Annotated in this window: 20 protein-coding genes; 10 read left to right on the top strand and 10 right to left on the bottom strand. The window is 71.4% G+C overall.

All coding sequences use genetic code 11. The annotated features are described in order from the left end of the window. Positions 1–71: 71 nt before the first annotated feature. On the top strand, positions 72–503 hold the full coding sequence (locus ACIO1C_RS12735; RefSeq protein WP_401861867.1) for a protein phosphatase: 432 nt from the start codon (positions 72–74) through the stop codon (positions 501–503). 148 nt (positions 504–651) lie between these two features. Beyond that, positions 652–1,692: a M28 family peptidase gene (locus ACIO1C_RS12730; protein ID WP_401861864.1), complete on the top strand. Its 1,041-nt coding sequence runs from the start codon at positions 652–654 to the stop codon at positions 1,690–1,692. 37 nt (positions 1,693–1,729) lie between these two features. Here ACIO1C_RS12730 and def read toward each other — a convergent pair whose 3' ends face one another. The 6 genes from def to ACIO1C_RS12700 form a co-directional block, all read right to left on the bottom strand. Next, positions 1,730–2,380, bottom strand: coding sequence for a peptide deformylase (gene def / locus ACIO1C_RS12725; protein WP_401861861.1), 651 nt, complete (start codon positions 2,378–2,380; stop codon positions 1,730–1,732). Further along, a complete protein-coding gene (locus ACIO1C_RS12720) occupies positions 2,377–3,162 on the bottom strand; it encodes a YoaK family protein (protein ID WP_401861859.1) in 786 nt (261 codons plus the stop codon). The genes def and ACIO1C_RS12720 overlap by 4 nt, the downstream gene beginning before the upstream one ends. Positions 3,163–3,450: 288 nt before the next feature. After that, positions 3,451–4,755 (bottom strand): ThuA domain-containing protein, encoded by a 1,305-nt coding sequence (locus ACIO1C_RS12715; protein WP_401861857.1) that lies wholly within the window; start codon positions 4,753–4,755, stop codon positions 3,451–3,453. Between the two features lie 270 nt (positions 4,756–5,025). Further along, complete coding sequence (locus ACIO1C_RS12710) at positions 5,026–5,517, bottom strand: GNAT family N-acetyltransferase (RefSeq protein ID WP_401861855.1); 492 nt, start codon at positions 5,515–5,517, stop codon at positions 5,026–5,028. A gap of 22 nt (positions 5,518–5,539) precedes the next feature. Then, complete coding sequence (locus ACIO1C_RS12705) at positions 5,540–6,970, bottom strand: ATP-binding protein (RefSeq protein ID WP_401862188.1); 1,431 nt, start codon at positions 6,968–6,970, stop codon at positions 5,540–5,542. Positions 6,971–7,047: 77 nt separating this feature from the next. Then, the gene (locus ACIO1C_RS12700; RefSeq protein ID WP_401861853.1) at positions 7,048–8,706 is read right to left on the bottom strand and encodes an FAD-dependent oxidoreductase; all 1,659 of its coding nucleotides are present in this window, start codon (positions 8,704–8,706) and stop codon (positions 7,048–7,050) included. A 263-nt stretch (positions 8,707–8,969) separates the two neighbouring features. Between ACIO1C_RS12700 and ACIO1C_RS12695 the strand changes: the two genes are divergently transcribed. The 4 genes from ACIO1C_RS12695 to ACIO1C_RS12680 all read left to right on the top strand — a co-directional run bounded on the left by ACIO1C_RS12695 (position 8,970) and on the right by ACIO1C_RS12680 (position 14,405). Then, entirely contained in the window at positions 8,970–10,166 is a 1,197-nt protein-coding gene (locus tag ACIO1C_RS12695) for an acyltransferase family protein (protein ID WP_401861850.1), read from the top strand. A gap of 61 nt (positions 10,167–10,227) precedes the next feature. Beyond that, a complete protein-coding gene (locus ACIO1C_RS12690; RefSeq protein ID WP_401861847.1) occupies positions 10,228–11,478 on the top strand; it encodes an exo-alpha-sialidase in 1,251 nt (416 codons plus the stop codon). A gap of 101 nt (positions 11,479–11,579) precedes the next feature. Continuing rightward, complete coding sequence (locus ACIO1C_RS12685; protein ID WP_401861844.1) at positions 11,580–12,386, top strand: beta-glucanase; 807 nt, start codon at positions 11,580–11,582, stop codon at positions 12,384–12,386. 78 nt (positions 12,387–12,464) lie between these two features. Then, positions 12,465–14,405, top strand: a complete 1,941-nt coding sequence (locus tag ACIO1C_RS12680) for a glycoside hydrolase family 15 protein (protein ID WP_401861842.1) — start codon at positions 12,465–12,467, stop codon at positions 14,403–14,405. On the opposite strand, the gene ACIO1C_RS12675 is transcribed toward ACIO1C_RS12680, so the two are convergent. Beyond that, positions 14,380–14,943: a hypothetical protein gene (locus tag ACIO1C_RS12675; protein ID WP_401861839.1), complete on the bottom strand. Its 564-nt coding sequence runs from the start codon at positions 14,941–14,943 to the stop codon at positions 14,380–14,382. The genes ACIO1C_RS12680 and ACIO1C_RS12675 overlap by 26 nt on opposite strands. A 106-nt stretch (positions 14,944–15,049) precedes the next feature. On the opposite strand from ACIO1C_RS12675, the gene ACIO1C_RS12670 reads away from it, so the two are divergent. After that, the gene (locus ACIO1C_RS12670; protein ID WP_401861836.1) at positions 15,050–15,550 is read left to right on the top strand and encodes a tetratricopeptide repeat protein; all 501 of its coding nucleotides are present in this window, start codon (positions 15,050–15,052) and stop codon (positions 15,548–15,550) included. A 200-nt stretch (positions 15,551–15,750) separates the two neighbouring features. Continuing rightward, entirely contained in the window at positions 15,751–16,476 is a 726-nt protein-coding gene (locus tag ACIO1C_RS12665; RefSeq protein ID WP_401861834.1) for a VOC family protein, read from the top strand. A 32-nt stretch (positions 16,477–16,508) separates the two neighbouring features. On the opposite strand, the gene ACIO1C_RS12660 is transcribed toward ACIO1C_RS12665, so the two are convergent. Then, positions 16,509–17,609, bottom strand: a complete 1,101-nt coding sequence (locus tag ACIO1C_RS12660; RefSeq protein WP_401861831.1) for a DUF475 domain-containing protein — start codon at positions 17,607–17,609, stop codon at positions 16,509–16,511. Positions 17,610–17,784: 175 nt separating this feature from the next. Further along, entirely contained in the window at positions 17,785–18,615 is an 831-nt protein-coding gene (locus tag ACIO1C_RS12655; protein ID WP_401861828.1) for an aldo/keto reductase, read from the bottom strand. A gap of 179 nt (positions 18,616–18,794) precedes the next feature. Here ACIO1C_RS12655 and sthA point away from each other — a divergent pair, with 179 nt between their 5' ends. Both sthA and ACIO1C_RS12645 read left to right on the top strand, forming a co-directional pair. After that, positions 18,795–20,198: a Si-specific NAD(P)(+) transhydrogenase gene (sthA, locus tag ACIO1C_RS12650; RefSeq protein ID WP_401861825.1), complete on the top strand. Its 1,404-nt coding sequence runs from the start codon at positions 18,795–18,797 to the stop codon at positions 20,196–20,198. Positions 20,199–20,261: 63 nt separating this feature from the next. Further along, on the top strand, positions 20,262–20,735 hold the full coding sequence (locus tag ACIO1C_RS12645) for a MarR family winged helix-turn-helix transcriptional regulator (protein ID WP_401861822.1): 474 nt from the start codon (positions 20,262–20,264) through the stop codon (positions 20,733–20,735). Here ACIO1C_RS12645 and ACIO1C_RS12640 read toward each other — a convergent pair. After that, entirely contained in the window at positions 20,727–21,263 is a 537-nt protein-coding gene (locus ACIO1C_RS12640; protein WP_401861819.1) for a GNAT family N-acetyltransferase, read from the bottom strand. The two genes, ACIO1C_RS12645 and ACIO1C_RS12640, sit on opposite strands and share 9 nt — an antisense overlap. Positions 21,264–21,401 lie beyond the last annotated feature (138 nt).

Raw genomic sequence — 21,401 nt, 5'->3', positions numbered from 1 at the left:
GGTCACGATGCCGTGGCACCGTCGTACCGGATTCACCTCCGTGGCCCGCAGCCGGCCGTTACGGTTTTTGTATGACCGACACCTGGCAGCCCACCGACACCGGAGTCCTCACCCTGCCCTCCGGACGCCTCGTCAGGGGACGTGGTCTCCGCCGGCCGCTCCCGGCCGGTGCCACCCCGTCCTTCGCCGTGTACCTGCTCGGCAAGGAGCCGCCCGAAGTCGCTTGGGAGACACGGTGGTTGCGCTGGCCCGACTTCCGGCTGCCCAGCAGCCGCCCGCAGGCGAGGGCCGTGCTCGGCGAGGTGTGGGAGCGGGCGGCGGACGAGCGCGTCGAGCTGGCGTGCGGCGGCGGACGCGGCCGTACGGGCACCGCCCTGGCGTGTCTCGCCGTCCTCGACGGGGTCCCGGCGGACCGGGCGGTGGAGTACGTACGCGCCCACTACTCCCGGCACGCGGTCGAGACGCCCTGGCAGCGGCGGTACGTCCGCCGCTTCACCGCCTGACCGCCGGCGCCGGGACCTGTCGCGCACCAGGCACCGGCGCCGTCCTCGGCCGACATCCGGCACGGGAGCGTGCCCCGCGCACGGGAGCATGTGATCGTGTGGGGAACGCGCACCCGTGTGCCCGGCCGGCGAGGAGCAGGAAGGTCCCATGACACAGCCCACGCACCCCTTTCAGGCCGATCCGGCGCTGCTGCGCCGTCATGTGACGGCGCTGGCCGGGGAGCCCCGCAGCCGCCGTCACGCCCCGCAGGCCATGGAACGGGCCGAGGAGTACGTCACCGACCACCTCACCGGGGCCGGCTGGGACGTGCACCGCGACCCGTTCGACGTGCGGTGGCGGTGGGGCTCGGCCGACGGGCCGGGGCATCGTGCGATGCCGCTGAAGATCCGTCTGCACCGGCGGGTGACGGGCGCCAACCTCCGCGCCGAACCGCCAGGACCGCGGGACCGGGGCGAGGGCCCCGCCCGGCGCTCCACCATCGTGGTCGGCGCGCACCTCGACACGGTGGTGGACAGTCCGGGAGCCGACGACAACGCGTCCGGCGTCGCGGTGGTCCTGGAGACCGCGCGGGTCCTCGCGCGGCTGCCCCAGCCGCCGGACGTCACCCTGATGCTGTTCGACATGGAGGAGATGGGCCTGATCGGCTCACGGGAAGCCGTACGGCAGTTGCTGCGCACCCGCCGCGTCGCCGGGATGATCTGCCTGGAATCCGTCGGCTACTTCTCCTCGGCCCTCGGCAGCCAGCGGCTCCCGCCGGGCGCGGGCCTGGCGTTCCCCGCCGCCGCGGAGGCGGTCAGCGAAGGCCACCACCGGGGCGACTTCACCCTCGTGGTCCACCGCACGTCCTCCCGCCCGGCCGCCGAGGCGTGGGCGCGGGCCGCCGCCGAGGCGTCCCCGTCGCTGCCCTCGGTCCTGCTGCGCGACCCGCGCCCGGACGGGCGGTTCGGCGCGGCCGCCGGTCTGGCCCTGCCCGTACTCAACAACCTCTCGCGCAGCGACCACGCGCCGTTCTGGAACCACCGGATCCCCGCGCTGATGCTCACCGGCACCGCGAACTTCCGCAACACCCACTACCACCGGCCCACGGACACCCCCGGCACACTGGACTACGACCGGCTCGCCGCGGTGGCGACGGCGACCGCCGCCACCGCGGCCGCCTGGCCCGGCGCGGCACCGGCCGGCGCCTGAGGACGGCACGTGAGTACGGGGACGGGACTTCCCGCCCTCAAGCGCGGCCGCCGTCGCCGGGGAGGGGGAATCCGAGCTCCCTGGCCGCCGTCTCGGGGGTCGGCTGGGACCAGCGGTCGATCATGTGCGGGGTGGTGGCGAAGGAACGCGTCTCGGCGAGGTCGAGGTAGAGCGTGCCGCCGAGATGGTCCGTCTCGTGCTGGACGATACGGGCCGGCCACCCCGAGAACTCCTCGTCGAACTCCCGCCCTGTCTCGTCCTGTCCGCGCAGCCTGACCGTCTCGGGCCGGGCGACGACGGCCTGGAGGCCGGGGACGCTGAGGCAGCCCTCGTAGAAGCCGGCACGCCGGTCACCGACGGGTTCGTACGACGGATTGACCAGGACGCGGAACGGCTGGGGCACCCGGCCGCGCGTCCGGCCGACCTCCTCCGCCACCTCGGCGGGGTCCTCGATGACGGCGATCCGCAGTGGGATCCCGACCTGCGGCGCCGCCACGCCGACGCCGGGGGCGGCGTGCATCGTCGCGCGCATCGCGTCCACCAGGCGCTGGAGCCGGGCGTCGCCGAGCTGTCCTTCGTACGGCGCGGCGGGGCGGCGCAGCACCGGGTCGCCGACGTGGACGAGGGGCAGCGGTACGGGGCCGTCGAGGAGTCCGTCGACGAGTTCGGTCAGTGTGGTGTCGATCATGGGTCCACTTTCCCAGACCCGGACCCGGGCACGGAGCCGGACCCGGAGCCGGGCGCGGAGCCCGGCCCGGAGCGGGTCCGGGGCGGGGGCTCCCCCGGCGGTACGAAGGAGAGCAGCGTCGCGCCCAGGAGCAGGCCCGCCGGCAGCACGGGCGCGTAGGTGCGCGCCCAGGTCACCAGGATCGCGCTGAGGGCGGCGCCCAGCGGCAGCACGGCGATCAGGACCACGTTCGACCGCTGGAGCCGCCCTTTCGTGGCGAGTTCGGCCAGGATCCCGGTGAGTGTGCCGGTGAGGTAGGTGGTGGACATGGTGGGGGTGCCGATGACCCGGATCATCCCGCTCTGGCAGCCCATGGCCACGGACGCGGTGGCCAGCAGCCCCATCTCCGCGCCCCCGGCGGGCCGGCCGCCGACCGCGATCCAGCCGGCCAGGAACCCGCAGAGGAGCAGGGTCTCGACGGCCAGCGCGCCGCGGTGGGGCGCCTTGCCGGAATGGCCCGAGGCGGCGATCCGGCTGCCGAGGAGCACGCCGCAGATGTATCCGGCCAGGGCGACGGCCACATGTCCGGTGAGGGTGAAGTCGTCGGATCCCACGGACAGTCCGAGCAGGGCGAGATTCGCGGTCATGACACTGGTGAAGACGTCACCGAGGGCCATGAAGCTCAGGGTGTCGACGGCGCCGGTGACCAGCGTCAGTGTCACCACGGTCGCGGACGGCGTGGAGCCCGCGTGCCGGGAGGTGAGCGGGCCGCCCGCCCCGCCGGACCGCGCCTGCGCCGTCACCCGATCTCCCCCTCCGGTCGGACCGCCTCGTGAGCGGTCCGGTGCCGGGCCGGCGCGGGCGCTCAGGGGAAACCTGCCCCACCGGGGCGGACGAGCACGGCGCCGACACCTCGGGGGCCGGCAGATGGGCCCGGATGGAGTCATCGGACGGGCCGGGGGACGGACGAGGCCGGGGGTAGGACGAAGCGGGGGGTAGGACGAAGCGGCCCGCCGGACGATCCCGGCGGGCCGCTTCACCGGCCCGGCTGTCCCCCGGTCGGCCCGGGGGTGTGGTGCGGCCGGAGTGTGTTACGGCTGCTGGACGAGCTGGAACGACTGGGCGGCCGATCCGTTGCAGGCGCGCTGGACCAGACCGGTCCCGATGGTGGCGGTGTCGGGAGCGCTCAGGCACTTCCCGCTGTGCCGGGCAGTGAAGTGGAAGCGGCCCCCGGTCTCGGCCACCGCCTGCCACTGCTGGTTCGTACCGCCGCTGTAACTCCACAGCTGGAGCGCGGCGTTGTCGGCGGTCGACACGTTGGTGACGTCGATGGCCTGTGCGGCGTTGGCGCGCGGGCCGATGCGGGAGAACCCGCCGTCGGTGGCGCGGACCTGGTACTGCTGGGCCTGCGTGCTGTTGCAGGTGTACTGCTGGATCACGGTGCCGTTGGCGGTGGCCGCCGCGCGGGCGTCGACGCAGAGGTTGTTACCGCTGTTGACGAGGGAGTACCAGGCGTTCTCGTTGATGGGTCCCGGCGGGTTGGTGGTGCCGCCCTCGCCCGTGCCCAGCCACTTGAGGCTGTCGAGCACGAAGCGGTTCTGGGTGGCGCTGCCGAACGTGGAGGACAGGGTCTGACCCGTGCTGTAGTTCATGGCGTTGTGCCCGAAGTTGGCGTAGATCATCTTGTAGTTGGTGTTGGTCCACGTGATCGGGTAGTCACCGCTGTACCAGGACTGATTGGGGTCCGTGCCGAGCGGGAAGCTGACCGGGTCGACCGAGGAAAGGACCTTGATGCCCGGGCGGGTGCGCAGGTTGTTGGTCCAGCTGTACCACTCGCTGACCGACGAGGTGAAGGTGCCGGGCAGGCCGACGGTGGTGGGGTGCGTACGGTCGTCGACCTTGATGGTCGCCGTGGTGGGTCCCCAGGTGTTGGACTTGAAGTTGCCGGAGCCGAGGAAGTCGTTGTAGTACCAGGACCAGGCGCCCGCGTTGGTGGTGAAGGCGGAGACGTGGAAGCCCATCCAGGCGCCGCCGCTGCGGATGTACCGCTCGAACCCGGCCCGCTGGGAGGCGCCCTGCGGGGCGTCGTCGAGGAAGAGGACGACCTGGTACTGGTCCTTGGTGATGTTGTTGAGCTGGTCCCAGTTGGTGGTCGCCGTGTACGTGAAGTTGTTGGCGGCGGCCTGCTGGGGGAACCAGGTGTTGGCTTCCCGTACGAAGCTGATGTGCGCGTCGTCCCAGGTGCCGTTATAGAACGCCAGCACCTTGTACGGGGCCGCGGCGGCCTTCTGTTCGGCTCCGTGGGCGGCGGGAGCGGCGGTCAGGCCGAACAGCACGGCGACGAGCGCGAGGAGTCGGAGGCCGACGTTTCTCGCGCGGACCCTGTCTATGGTCATCCGGGGATGATCCCTTCTTCTGCCGACATGGGGGGTGAGGTCGCGCCGGTCAGCGACCTATCATGTATATGACAGGCGTTCACAGCACGACGGCCGGGGAATGCGCCGCCCCGGGCAGGGCGGCAAGGCTCGTTCGTGATTTAAGAAGTGAACCCACCCCATGTCAAGGCTTTGGTATGGACCAATACTCTCGAACGCGGTCCGCGTGAACTCGACGGGCCACCAAGGCAGTTGCGCCACCCCGCGTTCACGAGTCTGTCCAGGGGTCCGTCAGGGGACCGGGAGGATCATCTCGGGCCGGTCCCACATTACGGCCGGCGGACGGGCGTACTCCGTACCGGTTCGTCCCGCCCCCACCCTGAGGTAGAAGCCCTCCGAGGGCGGATGCGCGACCACCCGTACCCCGGTCAGCCCCGCTTCGCGGGCCCGGTCCGTCAGATGCGCGACCAGCAGGCGGCCGATGCCGCGCCCCTGGGCGTCGTCGGCGACGAACATCAGGTCCAGCTCGGCCGCGGTGACCAGGAGGGCGTAGAAACCGAGCACCCGCTCGGAGTTGTCGCCTCCCGTGGGGCTCCCCGCCGCCTCGACCGCCACGAAGACCTCGTGCGTCTCGATGTAGTCGGGGCCGATCCGGTAGCCGGCGATCATCGGCGCGTACGGTCCCTCGTAGGCGCGGGAGGACCGGACGATCCGGGTGAGGCGCCGGGCGTCCCGGGCCGTGGCCCGCCTGATGCGCACGGCGTCGCCGCGGCCGCTCTTCACGAGGCCCTACTCCTGAACTTCGTCACCGGGACGCCGAAGTGTCCCATTCCGGGTCGGCGGTCATCGGCAGGCAGATCTGGAACCGGGTGTCCCCCGGCCGCGAGTCCACCCGGATGTCCCCGTGGTGCTTGTTGACGACGATGCGGTACGAGATGTCCAGCCCGAGGCCCGTCCCCTCGCCCACCGCCTTGGTGGAGAAGAAGGGCTCGAAGATGCGCGGCCTGACCTCGTCCGGGATCCCGGAGCCGGTGTCGCCGATCTCCACGATCAGCCGGTCGACCTCACCCCACGTACGCAACGTGAGCGTGCCCCGCCCGCCCATCGCGTAGACGGCGTTGTCGATCAGGTTGGTCCACACCTGGTTCAGCTCGGCGCCGAACGCGGGGATGGGCGGCAGGTCGCGGTCGTACTCCTTGACCACCCGTACCCCGGTCGGGATCTTCGCGCGCAGCATGGTCAGCGTGGCGTCGAGCAGGGTGTGCACGTCGACGGGCTGCTGGGGCGCCCGGTCCAGCTGGGAGTACTGCTTCGCCGCCCCGACCAGGTCGGAGACGCGGGTCACGGCGTCGTCGATCTCGCCCATCAGCAGCTCGGCGTCGATGGTGTACGCGAGCCAGCGGACCGCCGACTCCAGGTGTTCCGCGCCGACCGCGTCGGCGACCGTGGCCAGCCAGGGCACCTCGATGCCGCCGGCGACCAGCGCGGGCGCCAGGTCCCAGGCGCTGCTCACGCCCTGCTCGTCCAGCCAGTCGCCGATGACGTCCTCCGCGTCGGCGGCGGCGAGCGCGGGCAGCGGGGTCGCGGCGGCGGCCTGCTTGACCGCGGCGTCCTGGAGCTCGACCAGGCCGCGCAGCCGGCTGCCGTCCAGCCGGCCGTCGGCGATCATGGCCAGCTTGTGGCGCATCCCCGCCACCCGCTCGCGCAGGGCCTCGGTGGCCCGCACGGCCGCCGCGGCCGGGTTGTTGAGTTCATGGGTGAGGCCGGCGGACAACGATCCGAGGGCGACCAGCCGCTCCCGCTCCCCCACGATCATGTTGGCCGCGCGCGAGCCGAAGAACAGCCCCTCCAGGAGATGGAGTGCCATCGGGAACCACGTCCGGATCGCGGTGGTGAAGTCGTCCGCCGACAGGACGAACAGCTCCACGTCGCTCACGGCCCGCATGGTGTTGCCGTACACCTGGTCCACGCGGTCGCCGAGGTAGGCCTGCATGGCGCCGCTGTAGACGCCGCGCTGGTCGGTCCTGGTGACCTCGATGTCGTCGCCGTGCAGCCGCCGGTTGAGGGTGATCGCGCCGCTCAGCAGGACGAAGAAGCAGGTGGCCGGCTCGCCCTCCTGGTAGACGGCGGTGCCGCCGTCCCGCCTCTCCACCCTGCCCCGCTCGGAGAGCCAGGCCAGTTGCCCGTCGTCCAGCGCCTCGAAGAGGAAGAGCGTGCGCAGTTCCGCCGGGCTCAGCCGTTCCTCGGGGGCACCGGCCGGCGTGTCGGAAGAATGCTCCGAGGACGAGGAATGCTCTGAAGTCTCTGAAGACGTCACTGTGCCTCCATGTAGCGATGGACCAGCGAGATGGCCATCGCGCCGTCACCCACGGCGGACGCGACGCGCTTGAGAGATGCCGCGCGGACGTCACCGGCGGCGAAGACCCCGGGAATGCTGCACTCCAGGTGGTACGGGTCCCTGGGCAGCGTCCAGTCGGCCGGCCGCTGTCCGCCGGCGAGCAGGTCGGGTCCTGTGACCACGAAGCCCAGCTCGTCGCGGACCACCACACCGTCCAGCCACTCCGTACGCGGCTCGGCGCCGATGAAGACGAACAGCCACGACGTACTGACGGTGTCGGTCGCGCCCGACCGGGTGTCCCGGAGGGTCAGCTGCTGGAGGTGACCGTCGCCCTTGCCGTCGACCACCTCGGTCCACGGGTGCAGGACGATGTTGTCGATGGCCTCGATCTGGTCGATCAGATAGCTGGACATCGACCGTCTCAGGTCACCGCCCCGGACCAGCATGTGCACCCGGTCCGCGTAGCGGGAGAAGTGGACGGCCGCCTGGCCCGCGGAGTTGGCGCCGCCCACCATGTAGACCTCCTGGCCCTTGCAGGTGGGCGCCTCGGTGACGGCGGCCCCGTAGAAGACCCCGGCGCCGGCGAACTCCTCCAGGCCCGGCGCGTCGAGCCTCCGGTACGAGACCCCGGTGGCCAGCACCACCGTGTGCGCGGTGATGGAGGCGCCCTCGCCGAAGTGCAGCACCCGCCCGGAGCCGGCGGCCTCCATGCCGGTGACCTCGCGGGTGCTGAGGATCTCGGCCCCGAACTTCAGCGCCTGGCGGCGGGCCCGGTCGGTGAGCTGCGATCCCGACACGCCGTCCGGGAAGCCGAGGTAGTTCTCGATACGGCTGCTCTGGCCGGCCTGGCCGCCGGTCGCGGCGCGCTCGACGAGGACCGTACGCAGGCCCTCGGAAGCGCCGTAGACGGCGGCGCCGAGTCCGGCGGGGCCGCCGCCCACCACGACGAGGTCGTAGAAGTCGGACGTCGGTGTGGTGCTCAGCCCGACGTGCGCGGCCAGCTCGCCGTCGGCCGGCGCCAGCAGCGACGTGCCGTCGGACGTGACGACCAGCGGCACGTCGGCGGCGGTGGCCCCGGCGGCGGCCAGCAGCCGCTCGCCCTCGGGCTCGTCCGCCTGGAGCCAGCGGTAGGGGACCAGGTTCCGGGCGAGGAAGTCGCGTACGGCGAACGACGGCGCCGACCAGCGGTGTCCCACCACGCGGATCTCGGTGGCCGTCGGGTCGGGGGTGGCGAGCCAGGCGTCCAGCAGGGTGTCGATCACCGGGTAGAGGTGTTCCTCCGGCGGGTTCCACGGCTTGAGGAGGTAGTGGTCGAGATCGACCACGTTGATCGCGTCGATGGCCGCGCCGGTGTCGGCATACGCCGTCAGGAGCACGCGCCGGGCGCGCGGGAAGAGGTCCATCGCCGCTTCGAGGAACTCCAGGCCGTTCATCTGGGGCATGCGGTAGTCGGCGAGCATGATCGCGAGTTGTTCGCCGCGCAGCTTTATCTCGCGCAGCGCTTCCAGGGCGTCCGCTCCCGAGATGGCGCGCACCACCCGGTACCGGTCGCCGTAACGGCGCCGGATGTCGCGGGCGACCGCTCGGGAGACCGCCGGATCGTCGTCCACGGTCAAGATCGTCGGATTCACCATGACACCGCACCACCCCTGCTCTGCCGGCAGCTCCGCGCGAAGCACCGCCCGGTCGAGGCCGGCGGCGTGATCGACTCCCCACATTACGCCGTCGACCCCCGCCGGCGCCGTTTGTGAGTCTTCGGTGAAGCAACCTGAGATGTCCATGAGGATCGCGTGCGGGATCGGTTTGTGGGCAGCGGCTGGGAGTGGACAGCATTCGAACAGCCCCGGCGACCAGGACAGGAACGGACAGATCGGGCGGGACCGGCACCCTGGGGGTGGTGCCCGTCCAGGTCGGGCGCCGTGCCGGGCACGGCTTTCCCTCGGCGCTGACCGGCGGGCGGATCGACGGGGTGGACGGGCTGCGGGCGCTCGCCGTCGCGGTGGTCATGGTCTACCACCTGGACGCGGACCTCCTGCCGGGCGGTGCCTTCGGTGTGGACGTCTTCTTCACCATCAGCGGGTTTGTCATCACCCGGCTGCTGCTGGCCGAGTTCGCCCGCAGCGGGTCCGTGGCCATGGGCCCGTTCTACCGGCGCCGCTGGCTGCGGCTGGTGCCCGCGCTGCTGGCGCTGTGCGCGGTGTGCGCCGTGCTGGCCCTCACCACCGGTCTGCCCGGCTTCGACAACGCCTGGGCGTCGATCGGGCTGTCCGCCGCGTTCCTGGTCAACATCGTCCGGGCGGGACAGCCCGGCGCGTACTCGGACGACACCACACTCCTCGCGCACACCTGGTCACTGGGGGTGGAAGAGCAGTTCTACCTGCTCTGGCCGCCGGTCCTGGTGGTCCTCCTGCGGTGGGTCAGGCCGCGGACGGTCCTGGTCGCGGCGGGCGGGCTGTGCCTGCTGCCGGTGTTCTGGCGGTGGTACCTGTGGGACCCGAGCGCGGCCCACCGCATCTACAACGGCACCGACACCCGCGCGGACCAGCTGCTCGCCGGGGCGCTCCTGGCGATCGTGGTGGCCCGGCTGCACGCGGAGGACCGGCGGCTGGCCGCGCTGCGGCGCTGGTCGGGCCGGCTGGCCTGGCCGGCGCTGGGGGTGCTGGGCCTTCTCGTGTGGTACATCCCGAGCACCCACGCGGGGGCGTGGACCGTGCCGCTGTACACCGTCGGTTTCCTGGTCACCGCTGTCCTGACGGCCACGATCCTGGCGGCGCTCGACCTGTCCCCGCGCTCCCCGCTGGCCCGGGTGCTGTCCGTCGCGCCGCTCGTCTGGGTCGGGCGCAACCTGAGCTACGCCCTCTATCTCTGGCACTACCCCCTCGGGCGGCTGCTGGCCGGGCTGGGGGTCGGCACCTGGCACACCCCGGCCACCCTCGCGGCCTCCTTCGCGGCAGCCACGGCGTCGTACTACCTGATCGAACGACCGCTGACGCGCCGCAAGCGCCCGAAGCGGGCGGCACCGGACACGCCCCCGCCCCCGGAGCCCGCGCCGTGCGCGGCCGCTCCCGCCGTGCATGGCGGTCCGGCCGGCTGACCTGTCGGCCCTCTACTTTCATCTCGTCATACCTCACATATCCGTACAGAACGAGGATGAGATGAGAGTCCGTACCTTCGGCACCCCCACCGGAGCCGGGACCGGTCGCCGGTTCCTGGCGGTGCTGCTGTCCCTCGCCGCGGGTCCCGCGGCGGTCCAGGTGCCGTCCGCCGCCGCGTCGACGCCCGCCGCGTGCGCGACCTCCGTGCCGTACCGATCCGGCCAGTCGGGTTACTTCACCTTCCGCATCCCCGCCGCCCTGCAGGTGCCCGGCGGCGCCCTGCTCGCCTTCGCCGAGGGGCGGCGGCGTTCGTCCGCCGACGACGGTGACATCGATCTGGTCCTGCGGCGCTCCTTCGACGGCGGATGCACCTGGGGGCCGCTCCAGGTGGTGGCCGACGCGGGCGCCGACACCGCGGGCAACCCCGTACCGGTGATCGATCCGGCGAGCGGCGACGTGGTGCTGCTCAGCTGCCGGACGATCAGCGGGGCGAGCCGCCGCCAGGTGACGACGGGCGCGGCGCCCGCGTCGACCCGCCGCGTGTACGTCCAGCGCAGCGCCGACGGCGGCGCGACGTGGACGCCGCAGCGCGACCTCACCGACACGGTCAAGCCCGCGGACTGGCGGTGGTACGCGGTCGGCCCCGGGCACGCGGTGGCCCTGCGCAGGGGCGCGCACCGGGGAAGGCTGCTGATCCCCGCGAACCACACGTCGGGCCGTACGGGACGCAGCGGCGCGCACTCCCTCTACAGCGACGACGGCGGAGTGACCTGGCACGTCGGTTTTGTGGCCGGCTCGGCCGGCGGGCCCGTCCAGCTGAACGAGAGCACCCTCGCCGAACTGCCCAACGGCCTGGTGTACGTCAACTCCCGTGACCACAGCCGCAGACCGGACGAGGCCCGCGCCGACGCCTACAGCTCCGACGGCGGGCTCACCCTCTCCGTACCGTTCCGGCCGCAGCCCCTGATCGCGGGCCCGGTCGTCCAGGGGAGCGTGCTGCTCGCGTCCGGACTGCCGGGCAGGGGACCGCTGTTGTACTCGGGACCGGCGGATCCGCGCGCCCGGGTGCGGATGCAGGTGCGGGCGAGCGGCGACGGGGGCCGGTCGTGGCGGCCCGTGTGGACGGTGTCGGAGGACCGCGCCGGTTACTCGGACCTGGCGCAAACCGGCCCGGGGGCGGTGGGCTTGCTGTACGAGACCGGGCCCCGGACGTTCCACGACACCATCCGCTTCACCCGGCTCCCGGCCCGCGTCCTGTCCCCCTTCTCCGCCTCCACGGTCGCCCCACCCTTGATCGGTCGCCCTCGGTGAACGTACCATTACCTTGAGTGACGCCATGTCACTGCCCGTACGGCCCTCATGCTCCCTACGCTGCCAGGCCGTACACCGTCGGTACCGGTGAAAGGGATGCGATGGGACAGCGTGGATCCCCGTTCGTGGAATGGCTCGCCGAGAAGCTCGGCCGGGTGCCGGGACCGAGGGGCGGACCACCCGGTCCGGTGTCCCAGGACCCGGCGCGTCCGAAGCCTCCGGGGCCGGTGCCCACCGGACCGGTGCCCTCGCGCCCCGGAGCGCCGCCGGTCTTCACCGCCGACTTCTCCTCGACCGACCAGTGGGTCGCGGGCCGCTCGTGGGCCTATCCGAACGGCGGGCCCACCAATCCCGGCGACAACAAGCTCGACCACCTATCCCCCGACGCGGAGTTCAGCCGCGACGGGGTCTTCCGCGCGTCCCGCAGGAGCGACGGCTACTGGGACACGGGCCTGCTCACCACGGAGGGCAGCGAGGACGGGTTCATGGTCCGTACGGGCGACGTCCTGGAGGCGCGTGTACGGCTGCCGGCCGAGATCGGCGCGTGGCCCGCGATCTGGACCTGGCGGGACGGCGGGAACGAGATCGATGTCTTCGAGTACCACCCGGACAACCCCGATCTGCTGGAGCTGACCAACCATGTCCGGGGCGGACAGCGCTACTTCACCGATGCGGCGATCGCGCCCGGCGCGTGGGTGGACCTGCGGGTCGAGTTCCGGAGGTGGTCGGTCGTCTGGTGGGTCAACGGGGTACGGGTCTTCGCCGACAACCGGGGCGTGGGGTGGTTCTGGCGCGCGTATCTCATCGTGAACCTCTCCGTCTGCGCCGGCGCCTTCCACCCGGCCCCCGAACCGTCCGTGGACACGATGTCGTACGAGGTCGCGTATCTGCGCGTCTACCGCCCCTGACGCGCCCCGGCCTCCGAGGAGGACCCGCCGGCCGCCTCCGACATGCGGGAGCGCGGCCGGTGGGCAAGACTCGACGGGATGAACCGCGACGATCAGGACACCGGGGCGGAGGGGCCGTGGAGAGCTGCCGGGCAGCGCTCCGCGGAGCGTCCCGACGACCGGAGCGAGGACTACCTCCCGATCGCCGACCACGGTCTGATCGGTGATCTGCGCACCGCCGCGCTGGTGGGCACGGACGGCCGGGTCGACTGGTTCTGCGCGCCCCGCTTCGACTCCCCCAGTGTCTTCGCGTCCCTGCTGGACGTCCGGCGCGGCGGCTTCTGGGAGATCGCGCCGGTGTGCGAGGTGGTGGACCGGCACCAGTTCTACTTCCCGGACACGAACATCCTGATCACCCGCATGTTCACGGTGGACGGCATCGTGGAGATCCAGGACTTCATGCCGGTCCTGCGGGAGAACGACTCCGCCCACCGGCAGCGGCTGGTGCGGCGGGTGGTGAACATCCGCGGTGGGATGTTCATGTCGGTGCGGATCGCGCCCCGGATGAACTACGGACGCGACGAGCACCGGCTGGAGCGGATCCCGGAGGGGGTGCGGTTCAGCGGCGACACGCTCACCGTGTCGGTGCGGGCGAGCGTGGATCTGGAGCTGGACGACACCGACGCGTTCGGCGAGTTCGTCCTCGGGGAGGGCGAGACGGCGCTGTTCGTGCTGGAGACGTCCGCCGAGACCACCGGGCCCACCGAGCCCAACGAGTCCAACGACCGGCCCACGGGCACGGTCGAGGCGGCGGCCGCCGACGAGCTGTTCACGGCGACGGTCGCCTTCTGGCGGCGCTGGCTGAGCCGGTCCACCTACACGGGCCGCTGGCGCGAGATGGTCCACCGCTCGGCGCTGACCCTCAAGCTGCTCACGCACGAACCGTCGGGGGCGGTGATCGCCGCGCCGACGCTCGGGCTTCCCGAGCAGCTGGGCGGAGTGCGGAACTGGGACTACCGGTACGTGTGGATCCGCGACGCCGCGTTCTCGCTGTACGCGCTGCTGCGGCTCGGCTTCACCCAGGAGGCGCAGTCCTTCATGGACTGGCTGACCGAGCGGCTGCGCGACGCTACGGACGGGGAGGCGGGCCCGCTGCGGGTCATGTACTCGATCGACGGCCACGCGCACCTGCCCGAGGAGGTGCTGGGGCACCTGGAGGGCTATCGGGGCTCGTACCCCGTCCGTACGGGCAACGACGCGAGCGGCCAGCGGCAGCTGGACCTCTACGGCGAACTGATCGACTCCATCTACCTGTTCGACAAGTACGGCGCCGGGATCTCGCACGAGAGCTGGACCGATCTCTGCGTCGTCCTGGACTGGCTGCTGGAGCACTGGAACACCGTCGACGAGTCGATCTGGGAGACCCGGTCGGGCCAGCAGCACCACACGTACTCACGGCTGATGTGCTGGGTCGCGGTCGAGCGCATGATCAGGATGGCGCGCCGCCGGGGTCTGCCCGGTGACCTGGGCCGGTGGATCGCGGTCCGGGACCGGATCTACCACGAGATCATGGCGCGCGGCTGGAACGACGAGGAGCGGACGTTCGTGCAGCGGCTCTCCGCGGACGACGGGCAGCAGCCGGCGAACATCCTGGACGCCTCGCTGCTGCTGATGCCGATGGTCAAGTTCGTCTCGCCGGTGGACCCGCGCTTCCGGTCCACGGTCGAGGCCATCCGCCGCCGGCTGGTGGTGGACAGCCTGGTGTTCCGGTACGACCCCGAGCAGGCGCCGGACGGGCTGGACGGCACCGAGGGCACGTTCTCGATCTGCTCGTTCTGGTGGGTGGAGGCGCTGGCCAGGACCGGGGACGTGGAGGCGGCGCGGCTGGCGCTGGAGAAGATGTTCACCTACTCCAACCACCTGGGGCTGTTCGCGGAGCAGATCGGGCTGACGGGTGAGCACCTGGGCAACTATCCCCAGGCGTTCACCCATCTCGCGCTGATCAGCTCGGCGATCAACCTCGACCGTGCGATGGGCTGAGCGCGCCCGTCACCGCTCCTGACACCGCTCCCGACGCCGTTCCCGCGGCCGTCGCCACGGCGTGCCGGGCCGCGTCGGTGTGTCCGACGGCGGTGTAGGCCAGGAGGACGGCGGCGGCGTCCTCCAGCAGGGCCGCCGGCCAGTCGGGGCGGCCCGCCCCGGCGACCGTGCGGCGCCAATACGCACCGGCCAGGGTGCCCACCGCGGACGCGGCGGCCCCCACCGCGGCGGCGAGGACCGGCGGGGCGCCGTCCGGCTCCCGCGAGGACAGCGCGACGGCGGCGAACCCGCCGAACGCCATCCGGGAGACGATCCCGGCGGGGTTCAGCCGGCTCGGGGTCCACGGCAGCTTGTCCGCGACCAGTTCCCCGACGGCCCCGGCGGCGGCGCCCCGTTTGCCCCACACCCCCGCGAACAACGACGCGGGCCGGGCGCTCTCCCCCGGCTCGGTGGTCAGCGCGACGGCCGCCACCGCCATCTGGCTGCGCAGTCCGGAGACCAGCCCCACCAGGACCAGGCGCGTCACGTCATATTTCACACAAACACTTTCCCGGGTCATGCACGCCTGAGTGCCCGGCCCCGCTTCCCCGGAAACGGACCTGGCGGCCGCTCACCCCAATGCCGGGAGCTGCGACGATGTCACCATGAGCGCGCAGAGCGGGAACGATTCGCTGTCCGGGGCCGTACGACTCAGGGAAGAAGGCCGGCCCGAGGAGGCGCGCACGCTGCTGCTGGACCTCGCCGCGCGGTTCCCGCAGGACGCGGAAGTGGCGTACCAGACGGCGTGGATCCACGACGTGCTGGGGCTGGAGGCCGAGGCCGTGCCGTACTACGAACGTGCGCTGGCGGGTGACGGGCTGTCCGAGGAGGACCGCCGAGGCGCGTTGCTCGGGCTCGGGTCCACCTACCGGGTGCTCGGCCGGTACGGGCAGGCCGTCGAGACGCTCCGGCTCGGTGTGGCGCGGTATCCCGGCGACGGGGCGCTGCGGGCGTTCCTCGCGATGGCCCTGTACAACACGGGCGCGCACCGCGAGGCGACCGGGACGCTGCTGGAGGTGCTGGCCGCGACCAGCGGGGACCCGTCCGTACAGCGGTACCGGCGGGCCATCGCCCACTACGCCACGGATCTCGACGGGACGGTGTGACGGAACGGTCTGACGGGACCGTGCAAGGGCGTCGCCGAACCTGCGGCGCGTCACATGCGTAAGAGCGTGTCCGGCGGCAAGGTGGGGAGCATGCGTCGGGGGCGGGGGTCGATCCGTCCCCGCCCGGACGAATGGAGCGCACCAGCGTCATGCCGGCGTCACCTCAAGCCGTCACCGGATCGCCCTGCTGGGTGAGTCTGATGGCCCGCGATCTCCCCGCCGCCCAGGAGTTCTACCGCGCGGTCCTCGGCTGGTCCTTCCGTTCGACGTCCCTGGGCGACGAGTTCTCCGTCGGGCTCGTCGACGGGGAGGCCGTCGCCGGGATCGGCGGTCTCGCGTCCACCCTGCGGACCGCCGTCGCCTGGACTCCGTACTTCGTGGTGGACGACGTGAACGGGGCCACGTCCCGGGTCCGGGAGCGGAGCGCCACCGTCGCCGTCGGTCCCCTCGCGATGAAGACCGGGCGCGGGGCGCTGGCCGCCGATCCCGACGGGGCGGTCTTCGGCCTCTGGGAGGGCAGGATCATCCCGGGCTGGTCGATCGGGAAGGGGCAGGGCCCCGCGCGGCTGGAGCTGCGCACCCGGGACGCCTTCGCCGCCGCGATCTTCTACGGGCAGGTCCTGCACTGGGCCCCGGAGGGGACACCGGGGCTGGAGGTGCACTACGAGCAGGACCGGGTGGTGGTACGGGACGGCGAGCGCACGGTCAGCGCGCTGCGCGGCGGGGCCGTGGGCAGCGCTCCCGATCCGCGGATCCGCCCGCGCTGGCAGGTGTCCTTCCGGGTGGACGACGTGGACGCGGCGGTGGCCGCCGCCCTCGCGGCGGGGGGCGAGGCCGTCGCTCCCCCGTCGTCCCCGCCGACCGGCCGGGAGGCGACGCTGCGCGACCCGGACGGTGGCATGTTCACCGTGGTGAGCGACGGTTAGAAGGGTCCGGGAGGCCCGCCCGGAGGCGGGCCTCAGGCGTCGGACCCGCTCTTCTCCAGGCGCCTGTTGCGGAGGACAGAGGACCAGAACGACCAGCCGATCAGGACCACGCCGACGAGCCCGGTGATGAGTTCGCTGATCTGGTACTGGATGGTGACGATCAGGATCACGGCGAGCGCCCCGATCGCGTAGTGCGCGCCGTGCTCCAGGTACACGTAGTCGTCCAGGGTGCCCTTGCGCACGAGGAAGACCGTGAGCGACCTGACATACATCGCGCCGATGCCGAGGCCCAGCGCCAGCAGCACGATGTCGTTGGTGATGGCGAAGGCGCCGATGACCCCGTCGAAGGAGAACGACGCGTCGATGACTTCCAGGTAGAGGAACATGAAGAACGCGGCCTTGCCCGTGACGGCCGCCGCCGAGCGCGCCCCGCCGCTCGCCTCGGCCTTCTCGGTCTCGCGTTCCTCTTCGTCCTCCAGCCGGCCCTCGAAGAAGCTGGAGAGCCCGGCGACGATCAGATACGTGATGAGCCCCGCGACCCCTGCGGTGAGCACCGTGGACGTCTTGTCGGCATGGTGCCCGCCGTGCTGGTGGGCGCTGGTGGCGACCGTCATGGACGCGACGAGCAGCGCGATCAGCGCGAGGCAGACGGCGAGCATGTCGACCTGGCCGAGCTTGGCCAGCGGCCGCTCCAGCCAGGCCTGCCACTTGATCTCCCGGTCCTCGAAGATGAAGTTGAGGAAGATCATCAGCAGGAACATGCCGCCGAAGGCCGCGATCGACGGGTGGGCGTCGGTGACCAGCTGCTGGTAGCGGTCCTTGTCGTTCAGGGCGAGCCGTACGGACTCGATCGGACCGATCTTGGCCGTGACGGACACGATCAGGATGGGGAAGACCAACCGCATGCCGAAGACCGCGATCAGCACACCGATGGTGAGGAAGATCTTCTGCCAGAAGGCACTCATCTTCTTGAGGATCCCGGCGTTGATCACCGCGTTGTCGAAGGACAGCGAGATCTCCAGCACCGCCAGGATCGCGACGATCCCCAGTGCCTTCGTGCCGTCGTAGAGGACCCCCAGCCCCAGGCCGAGCGCGGTGACCACGAAGGCCCACCGGAAGGTCTTCAGAATCACTGGCTATCCCATCATCCGTATCATCCGTGTGCGAAGTCGCGTCATCCGGGTACGAAGGCGCGGATCTCCGGCCCAGTGAATCATCATGCGTCCTACACCGTCCTGGCGGGGCGGCCGACGGGCCCCGCGCCCCGGATGTTCGTACGGCTGTCCCCGCCGGTCGGTCTCCGGGGAGTCAGTTGTTGGGGTAGCGGTCCGGGTCGAAGCCGGTGCGCTCGTCGCGGTTGAGCGCCGAGATCTCCGCCATGTCCCCCTCGGTGAGGGTGAAGTCGAAGAGCCGGAAGTTCTCCTCGACCCGTGCGCGGGTGACGGACTTCGGGAAGACGATGTCGCCGCGCTGGATGTGCCAGCGCAGGGTCACCTGGGCGGGGGTGCGGCCGAGGCGCTCGGCGATGGACGTGATGGTGGGGTCGTCGAGCACCTTGCCCTGGGCGATCGGGGACCAGGCCTCGGTGGCGATGTCGTGCTCGGCGTTGAAGGCCCGTACGTCGTCCTGGCTCAGGTAGGGGTGGATCTCGATCTGGTTGGCGGCCGGCACGATCACACTGCTCTGGAGCAGCCGGCGCAGGTGGTGCGGCTGGAAGTTGGAGACGCCGACCGCCCGGACCCGCCCGCCGTGGTACATCTCCTCCATGGCGTGCCAGGTCTCCACGAAGTCGCCGACGGAGGGCATCGGCCAGTGGATGAGGAAGAGGTCGAGCGGGCCGATGTCCAGGACCTCCAGGGTCCGGTCGAAGGCCCGCAGGGCGTCCTCGGGCGCGTGGGCCCGGTCGTTGAGCTTGCTGGTCACGAAGATCTCGCTCCGGTCGATGCCGGAGTCGCGGACGGCCTGGCCGACCTCCTTCTCGTTCCCGTAGGCCTCGGCGGTGTCGATGTGCCGGTAGCCGGTCTCCAGGGCGAGGAGCGTCGCCTCGCGGGTCTGCTCCGGCGGGATCTGGAAGACGCCGAATCCGAGCTGCGGGATCGTGACGCCGTTGTTGAGCGTGCGGGTGGGGACTGCGGGCATGGGGGTTCCTCGATCTGTCTCGGCGTCAAGCGGGAAGATATCGGCACAGAAGGTGACTGGATCTCCCTGGACAGGACAAAACGTACCCATGATCCGGGACCCCGGCCGTGATTGATGGGGCCGTCCCGCGCACCGGACCGGCCCTTCCGGGAAGCGCGGGCGGCTGACAGACTCCTCCCGTGCCCGACTTCGACATGCTGGTCATCGGATCAGGACCGGGCGGCCAGAAGGCCGCCATCGCCGCGGCCAAGCTCGGTCGCCGGGTGGCGGTCGTCGACCGCCCCGACATGGTGGGGGGCGTCTCCATCCACACGGGGACGGTGCCCTCCAAGACGCTGCGCGAGGCGGTGCTCTATCTCACCGGGCTCAGCCAGCGCGACCTGTACGGCCAGAGCTACCGGCTCAAGGAAGAGATCACGGTCGCCGACCTGACGGCCCGTACGCAGCACGTGGTCAGCCGTGAGGTCGACGTCGTCCGCAATCAGCTGGCCAGGAACCAGGTCACGCTGCTCTCGGGCACCGGACGGTTCGTGGACGACCACACCGTGGCCGTACGGGACACCTCCGGCCAGGACCGGCTGCTGACCGCCGACCACATCGTCATCGCGACCGGCACCCGTCCGGCGCGCCCCGCGACCGTCGAGTTCGACGACCGTACGGTCATGGACTCGGACAGTGTCCTCAACATGGCCGACGTGCCGCGGTCCATGGTGATCGTGGGCGCGGGGGTCATCGGCATGGAGTACGCCTCGATGTTCGCGGCCCTCGGCAGCAAGATCACCGTGGTGGAACAGCGGGACGGGATGCTGGACTTCTGTGACGTCGAAGTGGTCGAGGCGCTCAAGTACCGCCTCAGGGACCTGGCCGTGACGTTCCGGTTCGGCGAGACGGTCGCGGCGGTGGAGCGGCACGAACACGGCACGCTCACCGTCCTGGAGAGCGGCAAGAAGATAGCCGCCGACGCGGTGATGTACTCGGCGGGACGCCAGGGGCTGACGGACGAACTCGACCTGGACAAGGCGGGGCTGAGCGCCGACAAGCGCGGGCGCATCAGCGTGGACGAGCACTACCGCACCACCGTGCCGCACATCTATGCCGTCGGTGACGTCATAGGCTTCCCCGCGCTGGCCGCGACCTCCATGGAACAGGGCCGCGCCGCCGCGTACCACGCGTGCGACGAGCCGGTGAACGCGATGCACCACTTGCAGCCGATCGGGATCTACACCATTCCCGAGATCAGCTTCATCGGGAAGACCGAGGACCAGCTGACGGACGAGAAGGTGCCGTTCGAGGTCGGCGTCTCCCGCTACCGGGAGCTGGCCCGGGGCCAGATCATCGGCGACACGCACGGCATGCTGAAACTGCTGGTGTCACCGGGGGACCGGAAGCTGCTGGGGGTCCACTGCTTCGGCTCCGGCGCGACCGAACTGATCCACATCGGCCAGGCCGTGATGGGCTGCGGCGGGACGGTCGACTATCTGGTGGACGCGGTGTTCAACTATCCGACGCTCGCGGAGTCCTACAAGGTCGCGGCGCTCGACGTGACGAACAAGATCCGCCAGATCGACCGCATGGAACGCTGACCCGCCCGCTCCCCCGCCGCTTATTCTTCAGGCTACCTGCACATTTGCTGTACGATGCGAGCCATGACCGGTCGGAGGAACGAGGCGGCGCGGGCGGCGGTGGACCTGTCGCTCGCCCTGGGCAGGCTGCGGGGGCGGTTGCGGGCGGAGGGCGGGCCCGGGTCCTCGGTGTGGACCCGCAGTCAGCTCGCGGCCCTGCACCGGGTGGTCAGCGGGCCGCCCGCCACGACCAGCGACCTGGCCGCGGCGGAGTACATGCGGCCGCAGTCCATGGCGCAGACCCTGGCCGCGCTGGAGAAGGGCGGGCTCCTCACCCGCCACCCCGACCCCGACGACGGCCGCCGGTTCCTGGTGGTGGCCACGGAGCAGGGGCGGGACGTGCTGCGGGCCGCCATGGAGGGGCGTGAGGCGTGGCTGGCGCACGCCATCGAGACCACGCTGAGCCCCGAGGAGCTGGCGGCCCTGCCGGGGCTGATCGGAGTGCTGGACCGGCTGGCCGCGTCTCCGCCCGGAGTGCCGTCGCGCCGCTCAGGCTGAGGGCGGCCTGCGGTCCGCGAGGAGGCCGAAGATCAGGTCGTCGGTCCACTCGCCCTTGAGCCAGGTGAACGCGGGGCGCAGGCCCTCCCGCTGGAAGCCGACCCGTTCCAGCAGCCGGGCGGAGCGGGTGTTGCGCACGTCGCACTCCGCCGACACCCGCCGCAGCCCGCGCGCGAACAGGTCGTCCAGCACGGCGCGTACGGCTTCCGTGGCATAGCCGTGCCCCTGCCGGTCGGCGGCGAGGGTGAAGCCCAGGTCGGCCTGCATCAGGTTCTCGTGCAGGTTCACCCCGACATCCCCGATCAGGCATCCGTCGGCCTTCAGCTCGATCGCGTACTGGAACCAGCCGGGCAGGCCGGGGTCGGCGGCGGCGAACCGCTTCACGAGCGGCGCGGCCTCCTCGACGGGGACCGGCGCCGTCCAGCCCTGGTAGCGGGCGACGTCCGGGTCGGACTGGTAGGCCGAGAAGGCGGGCACGTCGTCGGCCTGGAAGTGGCGCAGGCGGAGCCGGGGGGTTTCGAGCAGCACCCCCCAACCCTCTCACGACCCCTCGGAGGGCGGGGCCGGATTCCGTCCGGTTTATCAATGGGCGAAAAATACGGCAAAACAGTAAACAGCCATCGCAAACAAACATCAAACACCATCTAAATGCCCAATTCGCCAAGA

This window comes from Streptomyces sp. NPDC087420, from assembly GCF_044744165.1.
Taxonomy (GTDB): domain Bacteria; phylum Actinomycetota; class Actinomycetes; order Streptomycetales; family Streptomycetaceae; genus Streptomyces.
The sequence above is the reverse complement of the archived record's forward strand: the minus strand, read 5'-3'. Positions and strand labels throughout refer to the sequence as shown.

Excerpts from the sequence above, each read along its gene's own strand:
- ACIO1C_RS12735 (WP_401861867.1), top strand. The coding sequence starts at position 72 with ATGACCGACACCTGGCAGCCCACCGACACCGGAGTCCTCACCCTGCCC.
- ACIO1C_RS12730 (WP_401861864.1), top strand. The coding sequence starts at position 652 with ATGACACAGCCCACGCACCCCTTTCAGGCCGATCCGGCGCTGCTGCGC.
- def (WP_401861861.1), bottom strand. The coding sequence starts at position 2,380 with ATGATCGACACCACACTGACCGAACTCGTCGACGGACTCCTCGACGGC.
- ACIO1C_RS12715 (WP_401861857.1), bottom strand. The coding sequence starts at position 4,755 with ATGACCATAGACAGGGTCCGCGCGAGAAACGTCGGCCTCCGACTCCTC.
- ACIO1C_RS12700 (WP_401861853.1), bottom strand. The coding sequence starts at position 8,706 with ATGGTGAATCCGACGATCTTGACCGTGGACGACGATCCGGCGGTCTCC.
- ACIO1C_RS12690 (WP_401861847.1), top strand. The coding sequence starts at position 10,228 with ATGAGAGTCCGTACCTTCGGCACCCCCACCGGAGCCGGGACCGGTCGC.
- ACIO1C_RS12685 (WP_401861844.1), top strand. The coding sequence starts at position 11,580 with ATGGGACAGCGTGGATCCCCGTTCGTGGAATGGCTCGCCGAGAAGCTC.
- ACIO1C_RS12680 (WP_401861842.1), top strand. The coding sequence starts at position 12,465 with ATGAACCGCGACGATCAGGACACCGGGGCGGAGGGGCCGTGGAGAGCT.
- ACIO1C_RS12670 (WP_401861836.1), top strand. The coding sequence starts at position 15,050 with ATGAGCGCGCAGAGCGGGAACGATTCGCTGTCCGGGGCCGTACGACTC.
- ACIO1C_RS12665 (WP_401861834.1), top strand. The coding sequence starts at position 15,751 with ATGGCCCGCGATCTCCCCGCCGCCCAGGAGTTCTACCGCGCGGTCCTC.
- ACIO1C_RS12655 (WP_401861828.1), bottom strand. The coding sequence starts at position 18,615 with ATGCCCGCAGTCCCCACCCGCACGCTCAACAACGGCGTCACGATCCCG.
- ACIO1C_RS12645 (WP_401861822.1), top strand. The coding sequence starts at position 20,262 with ATGACCGGTCGGAGGAACGAGGCGGCGCGGGCGGCGGTGGACCTGTCG.